Raw genomic sequence first — 19,174 nt, 5'->3', positions numbered from 1 at the left:
TTATCAGGCCAGCGGCAGCAGCATGGTCACGGTCAGGCCGCCGCCTTCTCGGTTGGCGAGGGTGATGCGGCCGCCGTGGGCTTCGGCGATCTCGCGCGCCAGCGCCAGGCCCAGGCCGGTGCCGCTGCGTTTGGTCGAGTAGAACGGCACCAGCGCGTTGGTCAGCACGGTGTCGCTCATGCCGGGACCACGGTCTTGCACGTCGATGCGCACGCCTTCGTGCAGGCGCCGCACTTCCAGCGTGACCTCGTCGGTCGGCGAGCCGGATTCGTGGGCGTTCTTCAGCAGGTTGAGCAGCGCTTGTTCCAGCTGGGCCGGATCGAAGGCGCAAGGTTCGGTAGGCGCTTCGCCGAGCTGGCGGAAGATGACCTGTTCGCCCAGCTGCGTGAGGAAGGCTTGCCAGTGCTGGCTTTCCAGTCGTGGCGCCGGCAGCTTGGCAAAGCGCGCGTAGCCAAGGATGAAGCTCTCCAGATGGCGTGTGCGCTCCTCGATGGTGCCGAGGATTTGCGGCAGCCTTTCGGTTTGCCCGCGCCGCACCAGTTCCGCGCCGGAGTGGGCCAGCGAGGTCAGTGGCGCCAGCGAGTTATTCAATTCATGGCTGATCACGCGGATCACCTTCTTCCACGTCTGCACTTCCTGTCGCCGCAACTCCATCGTCAGTTGGCGCAGCAGCAGCAGTTCGTGCTTGCGGCCGTTCAGGTTGAAGCTGCGGCGCGCCAGGTGGTACACCTCTTCCTCATCCTCGCCGCTGACGGTGAACAGGCCGTCGCCGCCGCGCGCCAGCGCTTCCAGCAGGGCCGGCGAGGCGTGGGTCAGCACATCGGCCAGCTTGTGGCCTTCCAGCTTGCGACCCTGGTTCAGCAACTGGCGCGCGGCCACGTTGGCGTAGACGATGGGACCGGACTCGCTGACCAGCAGCATGGCCACCGGCGTGTTTTGCACCATCGTGTCGAGCAGCAGTTCGCGCTGCACGAGATCGAGGCGCTGCTGGCGCAGCACGTCGCCCAGCGCGTTGTGCGCGGCCACCAGGTCGCTCAGCTCATCGTTCTGCGGCCAGTGCAGGCTGAAGGAAAAGTCGCCGTCCTTGTAGCTGGTGACGGTGCCGGTGAGGGCACGGAACAGCGACAGCATGCGTTCCAGTTCGGCGCGGATGGTGATGATCGAAATCGGCAGTACGCACAGCAGGCAGACGCCCAGCACCAGCCCCGGATTCTTGGGGAAGAAGTGGTCCATCGCCAGCGCGATGAGGATGCCGACGGTGAGCAGGGTGCCCACCAGCGCGGTCCAGCGCGTGAGCAGCGAGAGCCGCAGGCCTTTCATCACGGACGGACGATGCCAAGCCGCTCCATGCGGCGGTACAGCGCCTGGCGCGACAGGCCGAGTTCCGCCGCCGCTTGCGCCACCACGCCGCCGGCGCGGCTCAGCGCGAGGCTGATGGTGTCACGGTCCGGTTCGCGGTTGCCGTCATCGCCGGCACCGCCCATGCCGAAGCCGCCCGCACCGGCGCCCACCGCCGGCAGGCCAAGGTCGCCGACCCGGATCACATCGCCGCTGGCCAGCAGGCTGGCGCGCAGCATCACGTTTTTCAGTTCGCGCACATTGCCCGGCCACGGGTGCGCCAGCAGCGCCGCCTGCGCGTCGGCGTGCAGCTGCTTGCCCTCGCCGAGGAAGCTCATGGCCAGCGGCAGGATATCCATCGGCCGCGCGGCCAGTGGCGGCAGGCGCAGCTCGATCACATTCAGGCGATAGAACAAATCCTCGCGGAAGGTGCCGGCGCGGATCATGGCCTGCAGGTCCGCATTGGTGGCGCTGACCACGCGCACCTTGACCTGGCGCTCGCGGTTGGAACCGAGGCGCTCGAAGCGTCCCGTCTCCAGCACCCGCAGCAGCTTCATTTGCCCGGCCAGCGGCAGGTTGCCGATTTCGTCGAGGAACAGCGTGCCGCCGTCGGCTGCTTCAAACTTGCCCTCGCGCGCCTTGGCGGCGCCGGTGTAGGCGCCGGCTTCGGCGCCGAACAATTCCGCCTCGATCAATTCGGAAGGAATCGCGCCGCAGTTGAGCACCACGAACGGTCCGTCGCGCACCGCCGAATTGGCCTGGATGATTTCCGCGATGCGTTCCTTGCCGGTGCCGTTGGGGCCGGAGATCAGTACCGGTACATCGGCGCGCGCCACCTGGCAGGCCAGATGGATCACGCGTTCGGTGGCCGGATCCTGGAACACCATGCCGCGCAAATCATGGCCGCGTTCCAGCTCGCGGCGCTGGCGCAACTCGCCCTGCACGCGCTGCTGCAAGGCGCGCTTGGCCTGTCCCAGTTCGATCAGGTTGTTGACGGTGGCGATCAGCTTGTGGTCGTCCCACGGCTTGGCCAGATAGTCGGCGGCGCCGGCCTTGATCAGGTCCACCGCCGCGTTCAGATGGGTCCACGCGGTAAGCAGAATCACCGGCAGGTCCGGATGGCGCTCGCGGATCGCCTTGAACAGCGCCGTGCCTTCCTCGCCCGAGGTGGTGTCGGCGCTGAAGTTCATGTCCTGGATGACCAGGTCCACGCTGTGCTGCTCCAGCATGGCCAGCCCGGCTTCGGGCGAGGCCGCGCGCAGCGCCTCGATATCGTGCAGTGAGAACAGCACGTCGAGGGCCACGGACACGGCGGCGTTATCGTCGATGATTAATACGGTAGGCATGCCGCAAGCATAACATCATGAAGGCCCATGTCGATGGCCTACGCGCTGCGCGTCGCCGTCGCCGGCGATATGCTGGCCGCGCGCCACGCCGGGCCGTACACCGCCATCACACCCAGCGCCCAGAAGATGCCGGCACCGCCCAGCAGATAGCCGGCCGGCAGGCGCGGCATCTCCAGCTGGCTGACCAGCAGCTGGTTCAGGCCCAGCGCGATCAGCAGGCCGGCGCCGACGCCGGCGCTGGTGATCATGAAGTTTTCGGTGATGAAGTAGCGCAGGATGTCGACGCGCCGCGCACCCAGCGCGCGGCGTACACCGATCTGCTTGCGGCGCTGCGTGACCCACAGGCTGGCCATGCCGACGATGCCGCTGGCGGTCACCAGCAACAGCAGCACGCTCACCGCCACCAGCATCCACGCCAGCGCGTTGTCGGCGCGATAGCGGTCGGTACGGAACTCGGTCACGCTGCGGGTGCGGGTGACCACCGGCGTTGGCGAGGAGATGCGGATGGCTTCCGCCGTTTCCTTCATCACGCGGTCCAGCTGCCCCGGTTCGGCGCGCATGGTGTAGTGCGTCACTGGAATGCCGGTCAGGCGGGTCGGCGTCATGATCGAGTACTCGCCGCCGTCGCTGATCTGCGCGCCCGGCGTTTGCAGGCGCTCCACCACGCCGACCACTTGCACGTCGCGCGATTTTTCGCCGACGCCGAAGTACACCGTCTTGCCGAGGTAGCTGCTCTGGCCCGGCCACATCTTCTCCGCCAGCGTGCGGGTGACGATGGCCACTTTGGGGAAGTCATCGCTGGTGTTGACGTCGATTTCCGGTACCTCGTTCGGCAGGAAGTCGCGGCCTTCGATCAGCTTCAGGCCCCAGGTTTTGACCAGCGAATCGGCCGTGTGGTAGCCGCTGGCGGTGGCCGTGGTGCTGGTCTGCTTGCGGTCCGCCGCGAGGCCGGTGTAGTTACCGGAGCGCGACAGCGGCATCTGGCTGGTCTCGGCCACCGACATCACGCCGGCCACCGCGCGCAGCGTGGCGGTGTCCTTGCGCTGGGTTGCCAGTTGCTCTTCGTGGCCGCCTTGCTTCAGATGGCGCACGGTCAGCACGAAGATGTCTTGTTCGCGTTCCAGCCCGGACGGACGCGCCGACACGGCTTGCCGCACCTGCACGATGTGCAGCGCGTTGGCCAGGATGCCGAGGCTGAGGGCGACCTGGATCGCCACCAGGATCGGGCCGGTTTTACTGCGCAGCAGCGCAGACAGGATAGGACGAATTTCCATGAGGGCGCTCGCTTATTGGGATTTCAGTTGCAGGGCCGGCGTCACCTGGCAGGCGCGCCAGGTCGGCAGCAGGCCGGCCAGGATGGCGGACAGCACGGCCAGCCCGAAGGTGGTGAGCAGCATCACCCAGTCCATGTGCGCCACCAGCGTCAACGCGGTGGACTGCATGGCGATCAGGGCCAGTGCGCCGAAGGCCAGCAGCAGGCCAAGCACGCCGCCGACCAGGCCCACTACGGTGGTCTCGATCAGGAACTGGGTGAAGATCTCGCGGCGCGAGGCCCCCAGCGCGCGGCGAATGCCGACTTCCGCCGCGCGTACCGAGAACTTCGCCAGCAGCAGGCCGATGGTGTTCACCAGGCACAGGACCAGGAAGCCGAAGGCCAGCCAGGCCGACAGCTTGTTGTCGTTGCCGACCACCTTCATGTAGTCCAGCCATTCGCGCACGTCATACAGCTTGTTCGGCGCGGCGCGCTTCAGGCGGCCCAGCTTGCGCTGTTCGACCGCGTACGAGTCGAGGAAGCTTTGCAGTTCGGCGCGGTCGGACGCGCTGCGGATTTCGATCCAGCCCTGGATCCAGGTGCACTCGGAATCGAGGAAGGCCTGGAAGCCGGGGGCGATATCTTCGTAGCAGCTGGTGCTGCCGTTGCGCGAGAACTCGTGGCGGATGGCGCTGGAGAAGGGGATGAACAGCTCATCCTCTTCGCTGAAGGCGCCGTCGTTGTTGCCGATGATGCGGTGGAAGCGCGGCACCACGTTCCACGTATTGAGCACGCCGACGATCTGGTACTGGAAGCCGCCCAGCGTCATGCGCTTGCCGACCGGGTCGGCATCGCCGTACAGTTTTTCCGCCAGCTTGCGGCTCAACACCACCATATCGGCGCCGGTCTTGTCGTCGGCCGGGGTCCAGCCCTGGCCGTGCAGGAAGGGGGCGTCGAACATATTGAAGAAGTCCGCAGTCGGCGCCAGGCCGCGCGCGTTGAACGCGCCGATGTCCTTGCGTTCCGGCTCGATGGCGACGCCGATGCCGTAGATGGCGGTGCGGCGTTCTCCGGCCTTGCTGTTGAGGATATTGGTGGCGTCGCGGTAGCTCAGCTGGTCGTCGTTGATCTTGTCGCCGGGCTTGTAGTTTTCGATGCTGCCATTGTCGAACAACGGTACCAGCAGGCGGTCGCTCTTGTGCGGAATCGGGTCGCCCGACATCACGTGCAGGATCGTCAGGGTGGCGACGCTGGCCGCCACGCCGATGGCCAGCGTCAGCACCATCAGCGCGGTCAGCGCCGGGTTGCGGCGCAGGCTGCGCACGCCCAGCAGGAAGTAGTATTGGAACATGCTGCGCTCCTTACGCGACATTGGACAGCGACGGCGACTTGCGCACCAGGTCCGACACCTGGCCGTCGATGATGTGGACATTGCGCTGGGTGCGCACCGCCAGTTCGGGATCGTGGGTCACCATCAGGATGGTGGTGCCCTGGGCATTGATCTCTTCCAGCAGCTCCATCACGCCGCGCGCCATTTGCGTGTCGAGGTTACCGGTCGGTTCATCGGCCAGCAGCAGCTTGGGCGAACCGGCCAGCGCGCGCGCGATCGCCACGCGCTGTTGCTGGCCGCCCGACAGCTCGGCAGGGTAGTGCTTCATGCGCGAGGCCAGGCCGACTTTCGACAGCGCGTCCTCGATGCGCTCCTTGCGTTCGGCGGCGTTGAAGCCGCGATAGCGCAACGGTACGTCGACGTTGTCGAACAGCGACAGGTCGGGAATCAGGTTGAAGCCCTGGAAGATGAAGCCCAGCTTTTCATTGCGCAGGCGCGAGCGGGCGTTGTCGTCCATGCCTTTGACGTTGATGCCGTCCAGGACGTACTCGCCGTCGGTGAATTCTTCCAGCAGGCCGGCGATGTTGAGGAAGCTGGTTTTGCCGGAACCCGAAGGACCGGTGACGGTGACGAATTCGCCTTGCTTGACGTCGATCTCGAAACCACGCAGCGCGTGGGTCTCGATCATGTGGGTGCGATACACTTTGCTCAGGTTTTTCATGCGCAGCATGGAGGGCCTCTTCAGAAAGTTATTTATTGATTGATCGAGACGCGTTCGGCGTTCTCAAAGGTTTCAGTACCGGCTACAACAATCTTGTCGCCTTGTTTCAGGCCGCCGAGGATTTCCACGGCGGAGACGCTGGTGGCGCCCAGCTTGATCGGGGTGCGGATGGCGACGCCGTCGCGGACCACGTAGGCATAACGGCCGCCTTCCGATTCCACGAACGGGCCGCGCTGCACCATCAGCGTGTTGGGTTTCTCATCGATCAGCAAACGCGCGGTGAGGCGCTGGTTCTGGCGCAGGCCGGCCGGCTGTTCGCCGTTGAAGCGCACGCGCGCCAGCACCTGGTTCTTCACCACTTCCGGCGACAGTGCCGACAGCTTGCCGGTGGTGGTGCCGGTGCCGTAGTTGACTTCCGCGTTCATGCCCAGCCCGATGTCGGAGACATAGGTTTCAGGGACTTCCAGTTCCACCTCAAGGCGCGACAGATCGACCAGCGTCATCAGCGGCGTATTGGCCGGGACCACGCTGCGGTCGGCCACGGACAGCGTGCCGATGAAGCCATCGACCGGCGCGCGCACCGTCAGCTCGTCGACGCGGCGCTGGGCGTTGGACAGGGTGCTGCGCTGCTGGTCCAGCTGCTTGATCTTCGATTCCAGCTCCAGCGCCACGTTGTCGTTTTCCAGCGTGGAGGCTTCGGTGGCGTGCTTGGCGCGGATCACGGCGGAATTGACCGCATCCTTGGCGCGCTGGTATTCGATCTTGGCGACCGCGCCTTCGTTGGCGACGGCGTCGTAGCGCTCCAGCGTACGCTGGGCCGAGACGCGGTCGATTTCGGCGGTGTCGGCGTCGCGCTGCGCCAGCAGCTTTTGCTTGCGTGCGAGGATGCGCTGGCGCGCCACGTCGGCCTCGGTCTGGGCGTAGGCGGCTTGTTCGCGCTTGAGCGCATCGGACAGGTCGGGCGATTCCAGCACGGCGAGCACGTCGCCTTTCTTGACCGTGTCGCCGGCGTGGACTTTCAGCGTGACTGTGGCCAGCGACGGCGCGTACAGCGTCGGGCTGACGGCGGCCACCACGCGGCCATTGACGGCGGCGTCGCGGATCAAGGTACCGCGTCCGACTTCGGCGATGCGCAGGCGCGAGGCGTTGACGGAATGGTCGCTGCCGCGCCAGGTGTGCACCAGCGACCAGCCGGCGGCCAGCAGCGCCACTACGCCGGCGGCGATGATGATGCGGCGCTTGGTGGCCCGGCCTTTCGGTGGCGCGATGACGGCGTCTTGGGATGAGGTGTCGCGGATCATGGATTGCTCGTTTGTGAGTAGATGCGCAACGTTATGCAGAAAGCGTGCCACGCGCTAAGTGATTGATTTATATGGGATGTGTGCTGTCCGTTCGGCGTCCGAAGCGTCCGAAGCGTCCGCTGTGTCCGCACCGTCCGGCGAGCGGACTTGAAAAATTGACAATCGCCGCCAACTGGCCGTGCATGAACGATTACCCCTTTGTACCCAGTGACGTCGCCCTCTACCGCCGCATGCTGCCCGGCGCGCATGCCGCGATCGATGAACAGACATGGAACGACCTGCTGCTGCCGGCCTACAGCGCCGAACTGGCGCGCGAGACCAGCATCTTCGGCCAGCAGGAACTGCACCGGCGCTTGTACGCGGCGTCCGCCGACGAGGTGTCCGCATCCGCCGGCCGCGTGCGCGGCTTGATGGCGGACGATGCGCGCCGCCAGCAACTGCAGGCCACCGTCACGGACCTGCGCCGCGCCGACCGCGAAATCAGCGAGACCTTGTACGGTCCGACTCTGCCATCGTCGCCGCGCTGGCTGCCGGTGCTGGCTTGGTTGCCGCTCGCCTTCCTGCTGTCCGCCGGTATGGCGCTGGGCATGGGCTGGATGCCGATGTGGATTGTGGCGCTGGCCTTGTGCCTGACGCTGTGTGCGATACAGGTGCGCTGCTACGAAGCGGTGCAGGAATGGGGCCGCATCCTCGACAGCACCCAGCTGATGCTGCGCGTGCACTCGCTGCTGCCTTGGGACGACGCGGCGCAGGCGGGCAAACTCAATCGCCGCCTGAGCCGCTCGCTGATGGCCGGCATGCCGGGCGTGGCGGACTACAGCGACTGGCTGTTCCTGCAGAATGTGCGCCACTACTTCTGCAGCCGCGACGTGGCGCGTGAAAACATCGCCTTCCTGCGCGCCAGCTTTGAGCGTGTAGCGACGCTGGATGCTGACCTGGCACTGGCGCGTCACCTGTCGCGTACCGCACATTGCTGGGCCGAGGCGGGTGAGGCAGTGGAGCTGAAGCAGGTAGTGCATCCGTTGCTGGCCGATGCGGCGGCGCTGGATTTCGGCATGGCGGAGCAGGGCGTCTTCATCTCCGGGCAGAACGGCGTGGGCAAGAGCACCTTGCTGCGCACCGTGGGCCTGAACCTGGTGACCGCGCGCGCCTTCGGCTTCTGCTACGCGGCGCGCGCGGTGACGCCGCTGCTGCCGGTCTACGCGAGCATGCAAAACGAAGACGCGCTGGATAGCGGCGAAAGCTTCTACATGGCCGAACTGCGGCGCGGGCAGGAGCTGCTGGCATTGTCGGCGCAGCGTCCGGCCATCTTCATCATCGACGAAATCTTCCGCGGCACGAACTACCTTGAGTCGGTATCGGCGGCAGCGGCGGTGCTGCACACGCTGGCCGCGCAGGGGCGGGTAGTGGTGGCCTCGCACCACCTGGTGCTGGCGTCGCTGCTGTCCGATTGCCTGCAACCGTGGTGCGTGCGCCGCGAAGGCGGCGCCTGGCAGCTGACACCCGGCCTGCTGCAGGACACCAACGGCATCGCCCTGCTGGAAGAACGCGGCTTCGCTCCCGCCATCACCACCAAGGCCAACCGCGTCCACACCTGGCTGAGCGATTACCTGGCTCATCCGGAAGACCAGGCCTTGATTTCCCTCAATTGAGTTCGCTTGTGTTGTCGATGAAACCAACTACACTTCAAATTCACTTCTTCATCGGGGAAAATTGCCATGAAAGTCGTTCGCTTCGCAGAAACAGGCAACAACTTGAACGCAGTACTGAATGATGCTGCAGAAGGTGGACTGACGGTGCTGCGCGATGAAAGCAAGCCGATGGTTATCATTGCGTTGGCTGAATATAACGGCCTGATGGAAACCGCCTATCTATTGAGCTCCCCCAATAATGCATCCCACTTGGCCGCATCGCTGGCGGACCTGCGTGCCGGACGCGTGGCCAAGCATGAGCTGATCGAAGCTGGCGAAGACCATGTGCAGCCTTACCTTCACAAATGAGGCATGGCTTGACTATATCTGGTGGCAGCAGCAAGACAAAAAGACCCTCAAGAAAATCAACGAGCTTCTCAGTGCTTGCAGCCGTTTTCCCTTCGAGGGCATAGGCCAGCCGGAAGCATTGAAAGGCGATTTATCCGGACTTTGGTCCCGCCACATCGACAAGAAAAACCGTCTTGTTTATCAGGCAGATGATTCGCGCGTTACGGTGATCTCCTGCCGTAACCACTGTTGACTCCAGCCAAAAGGCGGCCTATTATTTCTGTATTGACAGAAATTAGAGAAATCCATGAACCTCACGCCGACTACTCAGAAGTACATCCTGCACTGGGGGGAAATGGGGGCTCGCTGGGGCGTCAATCGCACTGTGGCGCAGATTCATGCGCTGCTATTCCTGGCTAACCAGCCGCTGAACGCCGAGGAAATCGTCGAGGCCTTGAATGTGGCGCGCTCAAACGTCAGCAACAGCTTGAAAGAGCTGCAAAGCTGGGGGCTGGTGCGCGTGACCCACGTGGCCGGTGATCGGCGCGATCACTTCCTTGCCTTGCAGGACGTGTGGGAAATCTTTCGCGTCATTGTCGAAGAACGCAAGAAGCGCGAGATTGACCCTACCCTGACGGTGCTGCGCGCCTGTGCAGTGGAGGCGGAGAGCGATCGTCAACTGGAACAGGCCACCAAGGTCAAGATGGAACAGGTGCTGGATTTCCTTGAAATGCTCACGGCTACCTATGACGATTACAAGCACCTGCCACCAGCCACCATGCAGCGTTTCCTGAAAATGGGCGGCAAGGTGGCTCGCTTGCTTGGCAGCGACTAAAAAAATTTCATCAATCATTTCTGTTTTTACAGAAATTACAGGCGGAGGCGGTATGAAAGTTCTGATACTTGGCGCTACTGGTTTGATCGGCAATCACGCAACGCACGCCTTGCGCGGCGCCGGCTGCACCGTCATCGGCTTGAGCCGCCGCCGTCCTGCCGATGAGCTGCCGCAGCACTGGATCGAGGCGGACTTCGGCTCCTTGACTAGCGAGCAGGACTGGCTGCCGCTGCTGCAAGGCGTTGATGCGGTGGTCAATTGTGTCGGCATCATTCGCGAAGCCAGTACGGGGGATTTCGACCGTTTGCATCGTGCCGCACCCGTCGCCTTGTTTGCTGCTTGCGAGCGGCTGGGCGTGCGCCGCGTGGTGCAGGTCTCCGCGCTGGGCAGTCATCCGGACGCCGCGACCGGCTACTGGCGCAGCAAGGGCGCGGCGGAAGTGGACCTGCTGGCACGTGATCTGGACTCGACCATCATCCGTCCATCGCTGGTCTATGGCGAAGATGGCGCCAGCAGCGTTATGTTCCGCATGCTGGCCACGCTGCCCGCCCTGATGATGCCGATGGCGCACGGCGCCAAGGTGCAACCCATCCACGTCGATGACCTGGTCGCCGTGATCGTCAGGCTGGTGACGGCCGGCACCGCCGGTCCGCGCGAGCTGGCGGTGGTTGGTCCGCGCGCCACCACGATGGCGGGTTATCTGGGCGACCTGCGCATTGGCATGAAGGCGGCGCCGGGAATGGTGCTGGATTTGCCGATGCCGGTTGCCCGCGTGATCGCGCGCATCGCCGCGTTGATCCCGTCCAGCGCCTTGACCCCGGAGTCGCTGCTGATGCTGGAACAAAGTGCAGATGGCAGCAATACCGCAGACGCCAGCGCAACCGCTGCGCTGCTGGACCGTCCACTCCGCGACCCGGCGCATTTCACCCGGCCGGCACAACGCATCAGCGCTGTCTGGGATTGGGCCGCGACGGCGATTACGCTGGCGTTGGCGGCGCTGTGGCTATGGACGGCCGCCGTCTCCTGGTTCGGCTGGCCGCATGCGGAAAGCCGTGCGTGGCTTGCGGCATGTGGTGTTCCGGCCGCAGCACAGGAGGCCGTGTTGTTGGCGGCCAGCCTGACTGATGCCGCGCTAGGCCTGCTGCTGTTGCTGCGGCCGCGCCGCTGGCTGTGGGCGTTGCAACTGGGGCTGGTCGCCGTCTACACGCTGGCGATGAGCATCTGCCTGCCGCACTTCTGGCTGCATCCGTTCGGTCCCCTGAGTAAAAACCTGCCCCTGCTGGCATTGATGTTCGTGATGTGGAGAGCGAGTAAATAATGGAATATCTTGCGATCAAATGGCTGCACATCCTCTCGGCCACCCTGATGTTCGGCACCGGCTTCGGCACGGCCTTTTACATGTTCTTCGCCAACCGCAGCGGCAACGTGCCGGCAATCGCGGTGGTGACGCGGCTGGTGGCGCGTGCGGACTGGTGGTTCACCACGCCCGCCATCATTGTTCAGCCTCTGTCGGGGTTGTGGATGATTCATCTGGCGGGCTTTCCGCTGAGTTCGCGCTGGATCGTCGGGTCGGCGGCGTTGTATCTGTTGGCTGGCGCATGCTGGCTGCCGGTCGTCTGGCTGCAACTGCGCATGCGTGACATGGCGGCGCTGGCCGCACGCAATGGCGAGGAACTGCCTTCGCGCTACTGGCGCTATGAAAAAATCTGGACCGCGCTGGGATTCCCGGCCTTCGGCGCACTTTTGGTGGTGTACTGGCTGATGGTGCATAAGCCAGCATAAATTCAGCCAGATTCAGTTTTTTCTTTATTCGCGTATAATTTCTTTCTGGTAACTTTTTAAAGATAACAGGAGATGGGCGTGAAAAATATCAGTGTGCGGGCGAGCCTGCTGGGGGTGTTGGTGCTGTTTGCGGTGATGCTGCTGGCGGGCGCCGGCCTGGGTATTTTCGCCTTGCAGCAGTCGAACCGCTCGATCGCGGAGGTGCACCACATTGCGTCGCAAGTCATCACCATCAACGACGCCTACAAGGACACCACCCGCACCCGTTCGGCCCTCACGCGCGGCTACGCGGCGCTGAAGGAAAGCGATAACAAGGCCGAGCGCGACTCCGCGCTGGCCAGCGCCAAAAAGTCCTACCAGCGCACGCTGGATTTCCTCGACAAGTTCGACAAATCACCCAATTATCCAAGCCAGGATGCACAACTGAAGAAGGATCTGGTCGACGCCGGCCGCAAGCTGTCCGTCGTGCTGGACCGGGCGTCCGCCGCGCTGGCCAAGGACGATACGGCCGCTTACTCCGCCATCAATTCCGGCGAGCTGACGCCAACCGGCGCCGCGTTCTCCGCGCTGCTGGAGAAGTTCCAGAAGCTGGGCGATGAAGAGATCAACACGCTGGCCGACAGTCGCGCCGGCGAGTACAAGGTGGTGATGTGGCTGGTGGCGCTGGGCTTGTTGATCGCGCTGGCGGTGGTCTTTGGCGTGCATCTGCTGCTGCGCTCCACGGTGCTGCTGCCGCTGGAAGGCGCGGTGGCGCAGCTGGACCGTGTCGCCGGCGGCGATCTGACCGCGCACATCGAAACCAATGGCGACAACGAAATCCAGCGTCTGTTGAAAGCGATCCAGCGCATGCAGCGCGATCTGCTGTCGACCGTGTCGCGCGTGCGCCAGGGCGCCGACGTGATCAGCACCGGTTCGCAGGAACTGGCAGCCGGTAATATGGAGCTGTCCTCGCGCACCGAGACGCAAGCCAGCTCGCTGGAAGAAACCGCCGCCTCGATCGAGGAGTTGACCAGCACCGTTAAGCAGAACTCGGAAAACGCCCAGCACGCGCGCAAGCTGGTGGAAGGCGCGTCGGCCACGGCGGCACAGGGCGGGGAAGTGATGCAGCAGGTGGTCAGCACCATGAACGATATCAACGACGCCTCGCGCAAGATCGTCGATATCACCGGTGTGATCGACGGCATCGCGTTCCAGACCAATATCCTCGCGCTGAACGCGGCGGTGGAAGCGGCGCGCGCCGGTGAGCAGGGCCGTGGCTTCGCGGTGGTGGCGTCGGAAGTGCGCACGCTGGCGCAGCGCTCGGCGGCGGCGGCCAAGGAGATCAAGGTGCTGATCGATGACTCAGTACAGAAGATCCAGCTCGGCACCAATCTGGTCGAGCAGGCCGGCACCACCATGTCGACGCTGGTGGGCGATGTGCATCAGGTGACGCAGATCGTTGGCGAGATCGCCGTCGCCAGCCGCGAGCAGAGCGAGGGCATCGACCAGGTCAACCAGGCCGTGGCCCAGATGGACCAGGTGACGCAGCAGAACGCCGCGCTGGTGGAGGAAGCCGCAGCGGCCACCCAGTCGCTGCAAGACCAGGCGGGCGAGTTGCAGCAGACCGTCAGCGTGTTCAAGATCGGCGATGCCGGCGATGCCGGCGTGGCGCACGCGGGCCGCCTGGCGCTGCGCTAGGGCGCGCTACTTCTCCTGCTTGAGCGGCTTGCCCTTGTCGATCACTTCGCGGCAGTCGCCCTTGAAGCTGGCGTTGTCGTAGTTGGACCAGCCGTAACTGTCGACGTAGCGCTTGTGCTGCTTGAATTGTTTGTTGAGGAAGCTCCACTCCAGCTTCTGGTCGTCGTACTGGATGTCGGCCAGGTCGAGCAGGGTGTGGAACATGTTCTCGGTCGCCAGCCGCGCCTTGCGGTGGCGCAGCAGCTGCTGCACTTTGTCCGGGTAGCGGTCTTTGTATTCGTCCGAGTACCAGACCATCGCCGGCACGTGGAATTCGTACTGCGTGTTGTGGCCGTGGAAGGCGAGGTTGCAGCTGTTGTCGTACAGCGTCTGGCCGTGGTCGGCCACGTAGACCATCGAGGTCAGCTGCTGCGTCGCTTTCAGCTGGCCGATCACCTGCGACAGGAACCAGTCGGTGTACAAAATCGAATTGTCGTAGCTGTTGTTCAGCTGCGGCTTGATCTTCAAATCGGTGTACACCGGCTTGTCGACGCCGAACAGCGACGGCTGCCACTTGTCGAATTCCTTGGGATAGCGCTGGCTGTAGTTCCAGTGGTTACCCAGCGTATGCAGCACGATCAGTTTTTTCGGCGCCGGATCGGCAATCGCGTGCTGCAGCGGTTGCAGCAGGATCTGGTCGAAGTTGGAGTTGTTGGTAAAGCCGCCCAGGTTCATGAACTGGATCACATCGGCTTCCTTGGCAAACACCGACACCGGCGTGTCGAACTGCCCGAACGAGATCTGGTTCGACAGCCAGAAGGTCTTGAAGCCGGCTTCCTTGTACGCGGTCAGGAACGATTTTTCTGAGAAGCCGTCCTTCAGGCTTTGCATGGCCGGCTTGCGCGAGATGATCACCGGCACCGACAGCCGCGTGGCCGACACCGAGGTGATCACATCCGGCAGCGTCACCAGGTTGGTTTCCTGCCGCAGCAGCGGCGTGGTGTCGCGCGTGTAGCCGTTGATGCCCCAGCGGTCGTAGCGCGACGATTCGCCCAATACCATGATGACGATTTCCGGCGTGTCGTTTTTCTCCGGCTGGCGGGCGCCGAAGCGGAAGCTGCTGCTGCGCCGGCCGAGGTCGGCCAGGTAGGCGCGCTCCTTGTAGAAGTCGACGCCGCGCGCGGTCAGGCCGAACGGCCACGATGAGGCGAAGTCGCTGAAGGCCAGCGGCGAGCGCAGCGGCCACGGCAGCGCCGGCCAGTGCCAGCCGCTGCGGCCGGCGCCGGCGATGGCTGCGTGCTCGGGATCCTTGTCTTCTTCCGCATCCTCTTCCTCGGACGCCTCCTCCGCGCTGGCGGCGGAGGCCGGGCTGACGCTGGCGCTGGCGCGCACCGCCGGCGCGGCCGGCTTGGCGCTGACGCCGAATTCCCAGCCGTAGGCCCACAGCCCGCTCAGCAGCACTAATACACACCGCGCGGCCCAGCGGGTCTTGCCGCGCCACGCCAGCGCCGGGCTGCGCCGCGCCGCGACCTGCACCGCGATCCACCAGGCGATCACGCCCACCAGCACGGCTGCCATCAGCCACACTTTGCGGCCGAGGAATTCCATCGCCTCCCTGGGGCTGGTCTCGGCGATGATGCCGAGGTGGTGGGTGGATATGCCCTGGCCGTAATAAATGAACAGGTAGATCTCGGTCGGCAGCGCCAGGAAGGCCGGGATCAGCAGCCAGTGGAACCAGGCCGGCCGGCCGAACACGCCCCACACCGCCAGCCAGGCCAGCGCTTCCACCGCCATTACGTGGCCCAGGCCGGGCACCTGCTTGCCGAGCAGCAGCGGCACGCAGGGCACCAGCGACAGCAGCACATAGGTCAGCAGGACAAACAAGGGGGCAGGGCGCAGCAGGGATCGCATTCGACAGGGGGCGGGAATTGAATTGTTTGCTATTATCAAGTGTTTCCTTTCCCCTTGGAAGCCGCATGGCGCCGTGAAATTGGTTGACTGGGCCGGGCTTCACGTCTATACTCGCGAGTTCTCAATTTATTCTGCACATCGTATACGTTGAATCTGGCTGCTCCATGAGAGTGGCTGTTTGCGCCTCCGGTGGTCCCGTAGAGTGAGAGAAGGTTTTTTGTCCCCGGCACTATGACCGGGTTGTTAATGTTGTTATTTAGTTGGGTTTAGAACGATGCCAACCATCAATCAACTGATTCGCCAACCACGTACCAAGCTGGTCGTGAAGAGCAAATCGCCGGCGCTGGAAAACAGCCCGCAAAAACGTGGCGTGTGCACCCGTGTGTACACCACCACTCCTAAGAAGCCTAACTCGGCACTGCGTAAAGTTGCCAAAGTGCGTCTGACCAACGGTTTCGAGGTAATCTCGTACATCGGCGGTGAAGGCCACAACCTGCAGGAACACAGCGTTGTGCTGCTGCGCGGCGGTCGTGTAAAAGACTTGCCAGGTGTGCGTTACCACATGGTTCGCGGTGCACTGGATACCCAGGGCGTTAAAGACCGTAAACAAGCTCGCTCGAAATACGGTGCCAAGCGCGCCAAGCAAGCTAAGAAGTAATCTACATTAATTGAGTTGAGCCGGTCGCGAGACCGAGTAAGTGGATGGCTATGATGGCCACCGCGAGTGCCTAAAGCACTCAACTGAAGAGAAAAGGAAATGACATGCCACGTCGTCGTGAAGTACCCAAGCGCGAGATCCTGCCGGATCCAAAATTCGGCAACACTGATGTCGCCAAATTCGTGAACGTTCTGATGCTGTCCGGTAAAAAATCGGTCGCAGAAAACATCATCTACGGTGCCTTCGAGCACATCTCGCAAAAATCCGGCAAAGATCCGCTGGAAGTGTTCGCCACCGCGCTGAACAACGCCAAGCCGCTGGTTGAAGTGAAATCCCGTCGCGTCGGTGGTGCAAACTACCAGGTGCCGGTTGAAGTCCGCCCAGTGCGCCGTATGGCCCTGTCCATGCGCTGGCTGCGTGAAGCTGCCAACAAGCGCAGCGAAAAGTCCATGCCACAACGTCTGGCTGGCGAGCTGATGGAAGCCGCTGAAGGCCGTGGCGGCGCGATGAAGCGTCGTGACGAAGTTCACCGCATGGCTGAAGCGAACAAAGCGTTCTCGCACTTCCGCTTCTAATAAAATCGGCCGGCTCCTGAGCCGGCTGTTATCCGTTGTTCGAGGCCGGGCTCATTTTTGTCACCAAAAATGGCGCTCGGTTTTGTCCATTAAACGATTTAGGATTAATTATGGCCCGCAAGACCCCCATCGAGCGCTACCGCAATATCGGTATCTCCGCTCACATCGATGCAGGTAAGACCACCACTACCGAGCGCGTTCTGTTCTACACGGGCGTGAACCACAAGATCGGTGAAGTTCACGATGGCGCCGCCACGATGGACTGGATGGAGCAGGAACAAGAGCGTGGTATCACCATTACCTCGGCTGCTACCACCTGCTTCTGGAAAGGCATGGCAAACAACTTCCCAGAACACCACATCAACATCATCGACACCCCAGGCCACGTTGACTTCACCATTGAAGTGGAACGTTCGATGCGCGTGCTGGACGGTGCTTGCATGGTTTACTGCGCAGTGGGCGGTGTTCAGCCACAGTCGGAAACCGTATGGCGCCAGGCTAACAAGTACAAAGTGCCACGTCTGGCCTTCGTCAACAAGATGGACCGTACCGGCGCAAACTTCTTCAAAGTTTACGACCAGATGCGCGCCCGCCTGAAGGCCAACCCAGTCCTGATCCAGATCCCGATCGGCGCCGAAGACAACTTCAAAGGCGTGATCGATCTGGTCAAGATGAAAGCGATCCTGTGGGACGACGCTTCGCAAGGCATGAAGTTCGACTACGTCGATATCCCTGCTGAGCTGGCTGATTCGGCTGCCGAGTGGCGCGAGAAGATGGTTGAAGCCGCTGCTGAAGCGAACGAAGACCTGATGAACAAGTACCTGGAAGAAGGCGACCTGTCGGAAGCCGAGATCAAAAAAGCGCTGCGTGACCGTACCATCGCTTCCGAGATCGTTCCTATGCTGTGCGGCACCGCCTTCAAAAACAAGGGCGTGCAGGCTATGCTGGACGCGGTTATCGAGTACCTGCCATCGCCAGTCGACATCGCTGCTGTTAAAGGCACCGACGAAGACGACGAGCCAGCCACCCGTAAAGCCGCTGACGACGAGAAATTCTCGGCGCTGGCCTTCAAGATCATGACCGACCCGTTCGTGGGCCAGCTGGCCTTCTTCCGCGTGTACTCGGGCGTGATCAACGCCGGCGATACCGTGTACAACTCGGTCAAAGGTCGTAAAGAGCGTCTGGGCCGTATTCTGCAGATGCACGCTAACCAGCGCGAAGAGATCAAAGAAGTGCGCGCCGGCGACATCGCCGCTGCGGTTGGTCTGAAAGACGTGACCACCGGCGAAACCCTGTGCGATCCAGCGTCGATCATCACCCTGGAAAAAATGGTGTTCCCAGAGCCAGTGATTCAACAGGCTGTGGAACCAAAAACCAAGGCTGACCAAGAGAAAATGGGCCTGGCCCTGAACCGTCTGGCTCAGGAAGACCCATCGTTCCGCGTGAAGACCGACGAAGAGTCGGGCCAGACCATCATCGGTGGTATGGGCGAGCTGCACCTGGAAATTATCGTTGACCGTATGAAGCGCGAATTCGGCGTGGAAGCGACCGTGGGCAAACCACAGGTTGCATACCGCGAAACCGTCCGCAAATCGGTTACCGATGTTGAAGGCAAGTTCGTTAAGCAGTCGGGCGGTCGTGGTCAGTACGGTCACGCTGTTGTGACCCTGGAACCACAGGAACAAGGTAAAGGCTTCGAGTTCGTCGACGCAATTAAAGGCGGTGTGATTCCACGTGAATTCATCCCTGCAGTTGAAAAAGGCGTGCGCGAAACCCTGAACACCGGTGTTCTGGCTGGCTACCCAGTGGTTGACGTTAAAGTCACCCTGACCTTCGGTTCGTACCACGACGTTGACTCGAACGAAAATGCATTCCGCATGGCCGGTTCGATGGCATTCAAAGAAGCGTGCAAACGCGCTAACCCAGTCATCCTGGAACCAATGATGGCGGTGGAAGTGGAAACGCCGGAAGACTACGCCGGTACCGTGATGGGCGACCTGTCGTCCCGCCGCGGTATGGTACAGGGCATGGACGAAATCCCAGGCGGCGGCGGCAAGATCATCAAAGCCGAAGTACCGCTGTCGGAAATGTTTGGTTACTCGACCACCCTGCGTTCCGCAACGCAAGGTCGTGCAACCTACACGATGGAGTTCAAGCACTACTCCGAGGCGCCTAAGCACGTTATCGACGCTATCGTTACCGCGAAAGCTAAGTAATTCTGTAATTTTTGCGGCCGGGTAGATCATCCGGCCGCACATTTAAAAACTTGTTCTGAGGAAGAATCAAAATGGCAAAAGAAAAGTTCGAGCGGACTAAACCGCACGTCAACGTAGGCACCATCGGTCACGTCGACCACGGCAAAACCACCCTGACCGCAGCAATCGCTACCGTTCTGTCGAAGAAATTCGGCGGCGAAGCTAAAGCCTACGACCAGATCGACGCTGCTCCAGAAGAAAAAGCACGCGGCATTACCATCAACACCGCTCACGT

The 19,174-nt window shown here is 62.6% G+C and carries 18 protein-coding genes; 11 read left to right on the top strand and 7 right to left on the bottom strand.

Translation table 11 applies throughout. The annotated features are described in order from the left end of the window. Positions 1-3: 3 nt before the first annotated feature. The 6 genes from BMZ70_RS27015 to BMZ70_RS26990 are packed head-to-tail and all read right to left on the bottom strand — an operon-like array spanning position 4 to position 7,288. The gene (locus BMZ70_RS27015) at positions 4-1,320 is read right to left on the bottom strand and encodes a sensor histidine kinase (protein ID WP_092281423.1); all 1,317 of its coding nucleotides are present in this window, start codon (positions 1,318-1,320) and stop codon (positions 4-6) included. Next, entirely contained in the window at positions 1,320-2,684 is a 1,365-nt protein-coding gene (locus tag BMZ70_RS27010; protein ID WP_092281421.1) for a sigma-54-dependent transcriptional regulator, read from the bottom strand. The genes BMZ70_RS27015 and BMZ70_RS27010 overlap by 1 nt, the downstream gene beginning before the upstream one ends. A gap of 38 nt (positions 2,685-2,722) precedes the next feature. Further along, positions 2,723-3,958 (bottom strand): ABC transporter permease, encoded by a 1,236-nt coding sequence (locus BMZ70_RS27005; protein WP_092281419.1) that lies wholly within the window; start codon positions 3,956-3,958, stop codon positions 2,723-2,725. A gap of 12 nt (positions 3,959-3,970) precedes the next feature. Then, the gene (locus BMZ70_RS27000; protein WP_092281528.1) at positions 3,971-5,287 is read right to left on the bottom strand and encodes an ABC transporter permease; all 1,317 of its coding nucleotides are present in this window, start codon (positions 5,285-5,287) and stop codon (positions 3,971-3,973) included. 10 nt (positions 5,288-5,297) lie between these two features. Further along, positions 5,298-5,996, bottom strand: a complete 699-nt coding sequence (locus BMZ70_RS26995; protein ID WP_092281417.1) for an ABC transporter ATP-binding protein — start codon at positions 5,994-5,996, stop codon at positions 5,298-5,300. A gap of 23 nt (positions 5,997-6,019) precedes the next feature. Further along, positions 6,020-7,288, bottom strand: coding sequence for an efflux RND transporter periplasmic adaptor subunit (locus tag BMZ70_RS26990; RefSeq protein WP_092281415.1), 1,269 nt, complete (start codon positions 7,286-7,288; stop codon positions 6,020-6,022). Between the two features lie 182 nt (positions 7,289-7,470). Here BMZ70_RS26990 and BMZ70_RS26985 point away from each other — a divergent pair, with 182 nt between their 5' ends. The 7 genes from BMZ70_RS26985 (at position 7,471) to BMZ70_RS26955 (ending at position 13,561) form a co-directional block, all read left to right on the top strand. Then, the gene (locus tag BMZ70_RS26985) at positions 7,471-8,940 is read left to right on the top strand and encodes a MutS-related protein (protein ID WP_165403581.1); all 1,470 of its coding nucleotides are present in this window, start codon (positions 7,471-7,473) and stop codon (positions 8,938-8,940) included. A gap of 66 nt (positions 8,941-9,006) precedes the next feature. After that, on the top strand, positions 9,007-9,288 hold the full coding sequence (locus BMZ70_RS26980) for a type II toxin-antitoxin system Phd/YefM family antitoxin (RefSeq protein WP_092281411.1): 282 nt from the start codon (positions 9,007-9,009) through the stop codon (positions 9,286-9,288). Further along, positions 9,263-9,520 carry a Txe/YoeB family addiction module toxin gene (locus BMZ70_RS26975; RefSeq protein ID WP_092281409.1) on the top strand — a complete coding sequence of 86 codons (258 nt, stop codon included), beginning with the start codon at positions 9,263-9,265 and terminating at the stop codon, positions 9,518-9,520. The genes BMZ70_RS26980 and BMZ70_RS26975 overlap by 26 nt, the downstream gene beginning before the upstream one ends. Before the next feature lie 54 nt (positions 9,521-9,574). After that, positions 9,575-10,102 (top strand): GbsR/MarR family transcriptional regulator, encoded by a 528-nt coding sequence (locus tag BMZ70_RS26970; RefSeq protein ID WP_092281407.1) that lies wholly within the window; start codon positions 9,575-9,577, stop codon positions 10,100-10,102. A gap of 52 nt (positions 10,103-10,154) precedes the next feature. Next, positions 10,155-11,420 carry an SDR family oxidoreductase gene (locus BMZ70_RS26965; protein ID WP_092281405.1) on the top strand — a complete coding sequence of 422 codons (1,266 nt, stop codon included), beginning with the start codon at positions 10,155-10,157 and terminating at the stop codon, positions 11,418-11,420. Next, a complete protein-coding gene (locus BMZ70_RS26960) occupies positions 11,420-11,884 on the top strand; it encodes a DUF2269 family protein (protein ID WP_092281403.1) in 465 nt (154 codons plus the stop codon). The genes BMZ70_RS26965 and BMZ70_RS26960 overlap by 1 nt, the downstream gene beginning before the upstream one ends. A gap of 78 nt (positions 11,885-11,962) precedes the next feature. Then, positions 11,963-13,561: a methyl-accepting chemotaxis protein gene (locus BMZ70_RS26955; RefSeq protein WP_092281401.1), complete on the top strand. Its 1,599-nt coding sequence runs from the start codon at positions 11,963-11,965 to the stop codon at positions 13,559-13,561. A gap of 6 nt (positions 13,562-13,567) precedes the next feature. On the opposite strand, the gene BMZ70_RS26950 is transcribed toward BMZ70_RS26955, so the two are convergent. Further along, positions 13,568-15,451 carry a phosphoethanolamine transferase gene (locus tag BMZ70_RS26950; protein ID WP_092281399.1) on the bottom strand — a complete coding sequence of 628 codons (1,884 nt, stop codon included), beginning with the start codon at positions 15,449-15,451 and terminating at the stop codon, positions 13,568-13,570. A 274-nt stretch (positions 15,452-15,725) separates the two neighbouring features. Here BMZ70_RS26950 and rpsL point away from each other — a divergent pair, with 274 nt between their 5' ends. The 4 genes from rpsL to BMZ70_RS26930 all read left to right on the top strand — a co-directional run. After that, positions 15,726-16,109: a 30S ribosomal protein S12 gene (gene rpsL, locus BMZ70_RS26945; protein ID WP_092281397.1), complete on the top strand. Its 384-nt coding sequence runs from the start codon at positions 15,726-15,728 to the stop codon at positions 16,107-16,109. A 104-nt stretch (positions 16,110-16,213) separates the two neighbouring features. After that, positions 16,214-16,684, top strand: a complete 471-nt coding sequence (gene rpsG, locus BMZ70_RS26940) for a 30S ribosomal protein S7 (RefSeq protein ID WP_092281395.1) — start codon at positions 16,214-16,216, stop codon at positions 16,682-16,684. A 110-nt stretch (positions 16,685-16,794) separates the two neighbouring features. After that, positions 16,795-18,900 carry an elongation factor G gene (gene fusA, locus BMZ70_RS26935; RefSeq protein ID WP_092281393.1) on the top strand — a complete coding sequence of 702 codons (2,106 nt, stop codon included), beginning with the start codon at positions 16,795-16,797 and terminating at the stop codon, positions 18,898-18,900. 71 nt (positions 18,901-18,971) lie between these two features. Beyond that, positions 18,972-19,174, top strand: a 203-nt coding sequence (locus BMZ70_RS26930; protein ID WP_083526564.1) for a GTP-binding protein, incomplete at its 3' end; no start/stop codon positions are given.

Origin of the sequence: Duganella sp. CF402, assembly GCF_900109645.1 — a bacterium.
Classification (GTDB): Bacteria; Pseudomonadota; Gammaproteobacteria; order Burkholderiales; family Burkholderiaceae_D; genus Rugamonas.
This window is presented reverse-complemented; position numbering and strand designations above follow the sequence as displayed.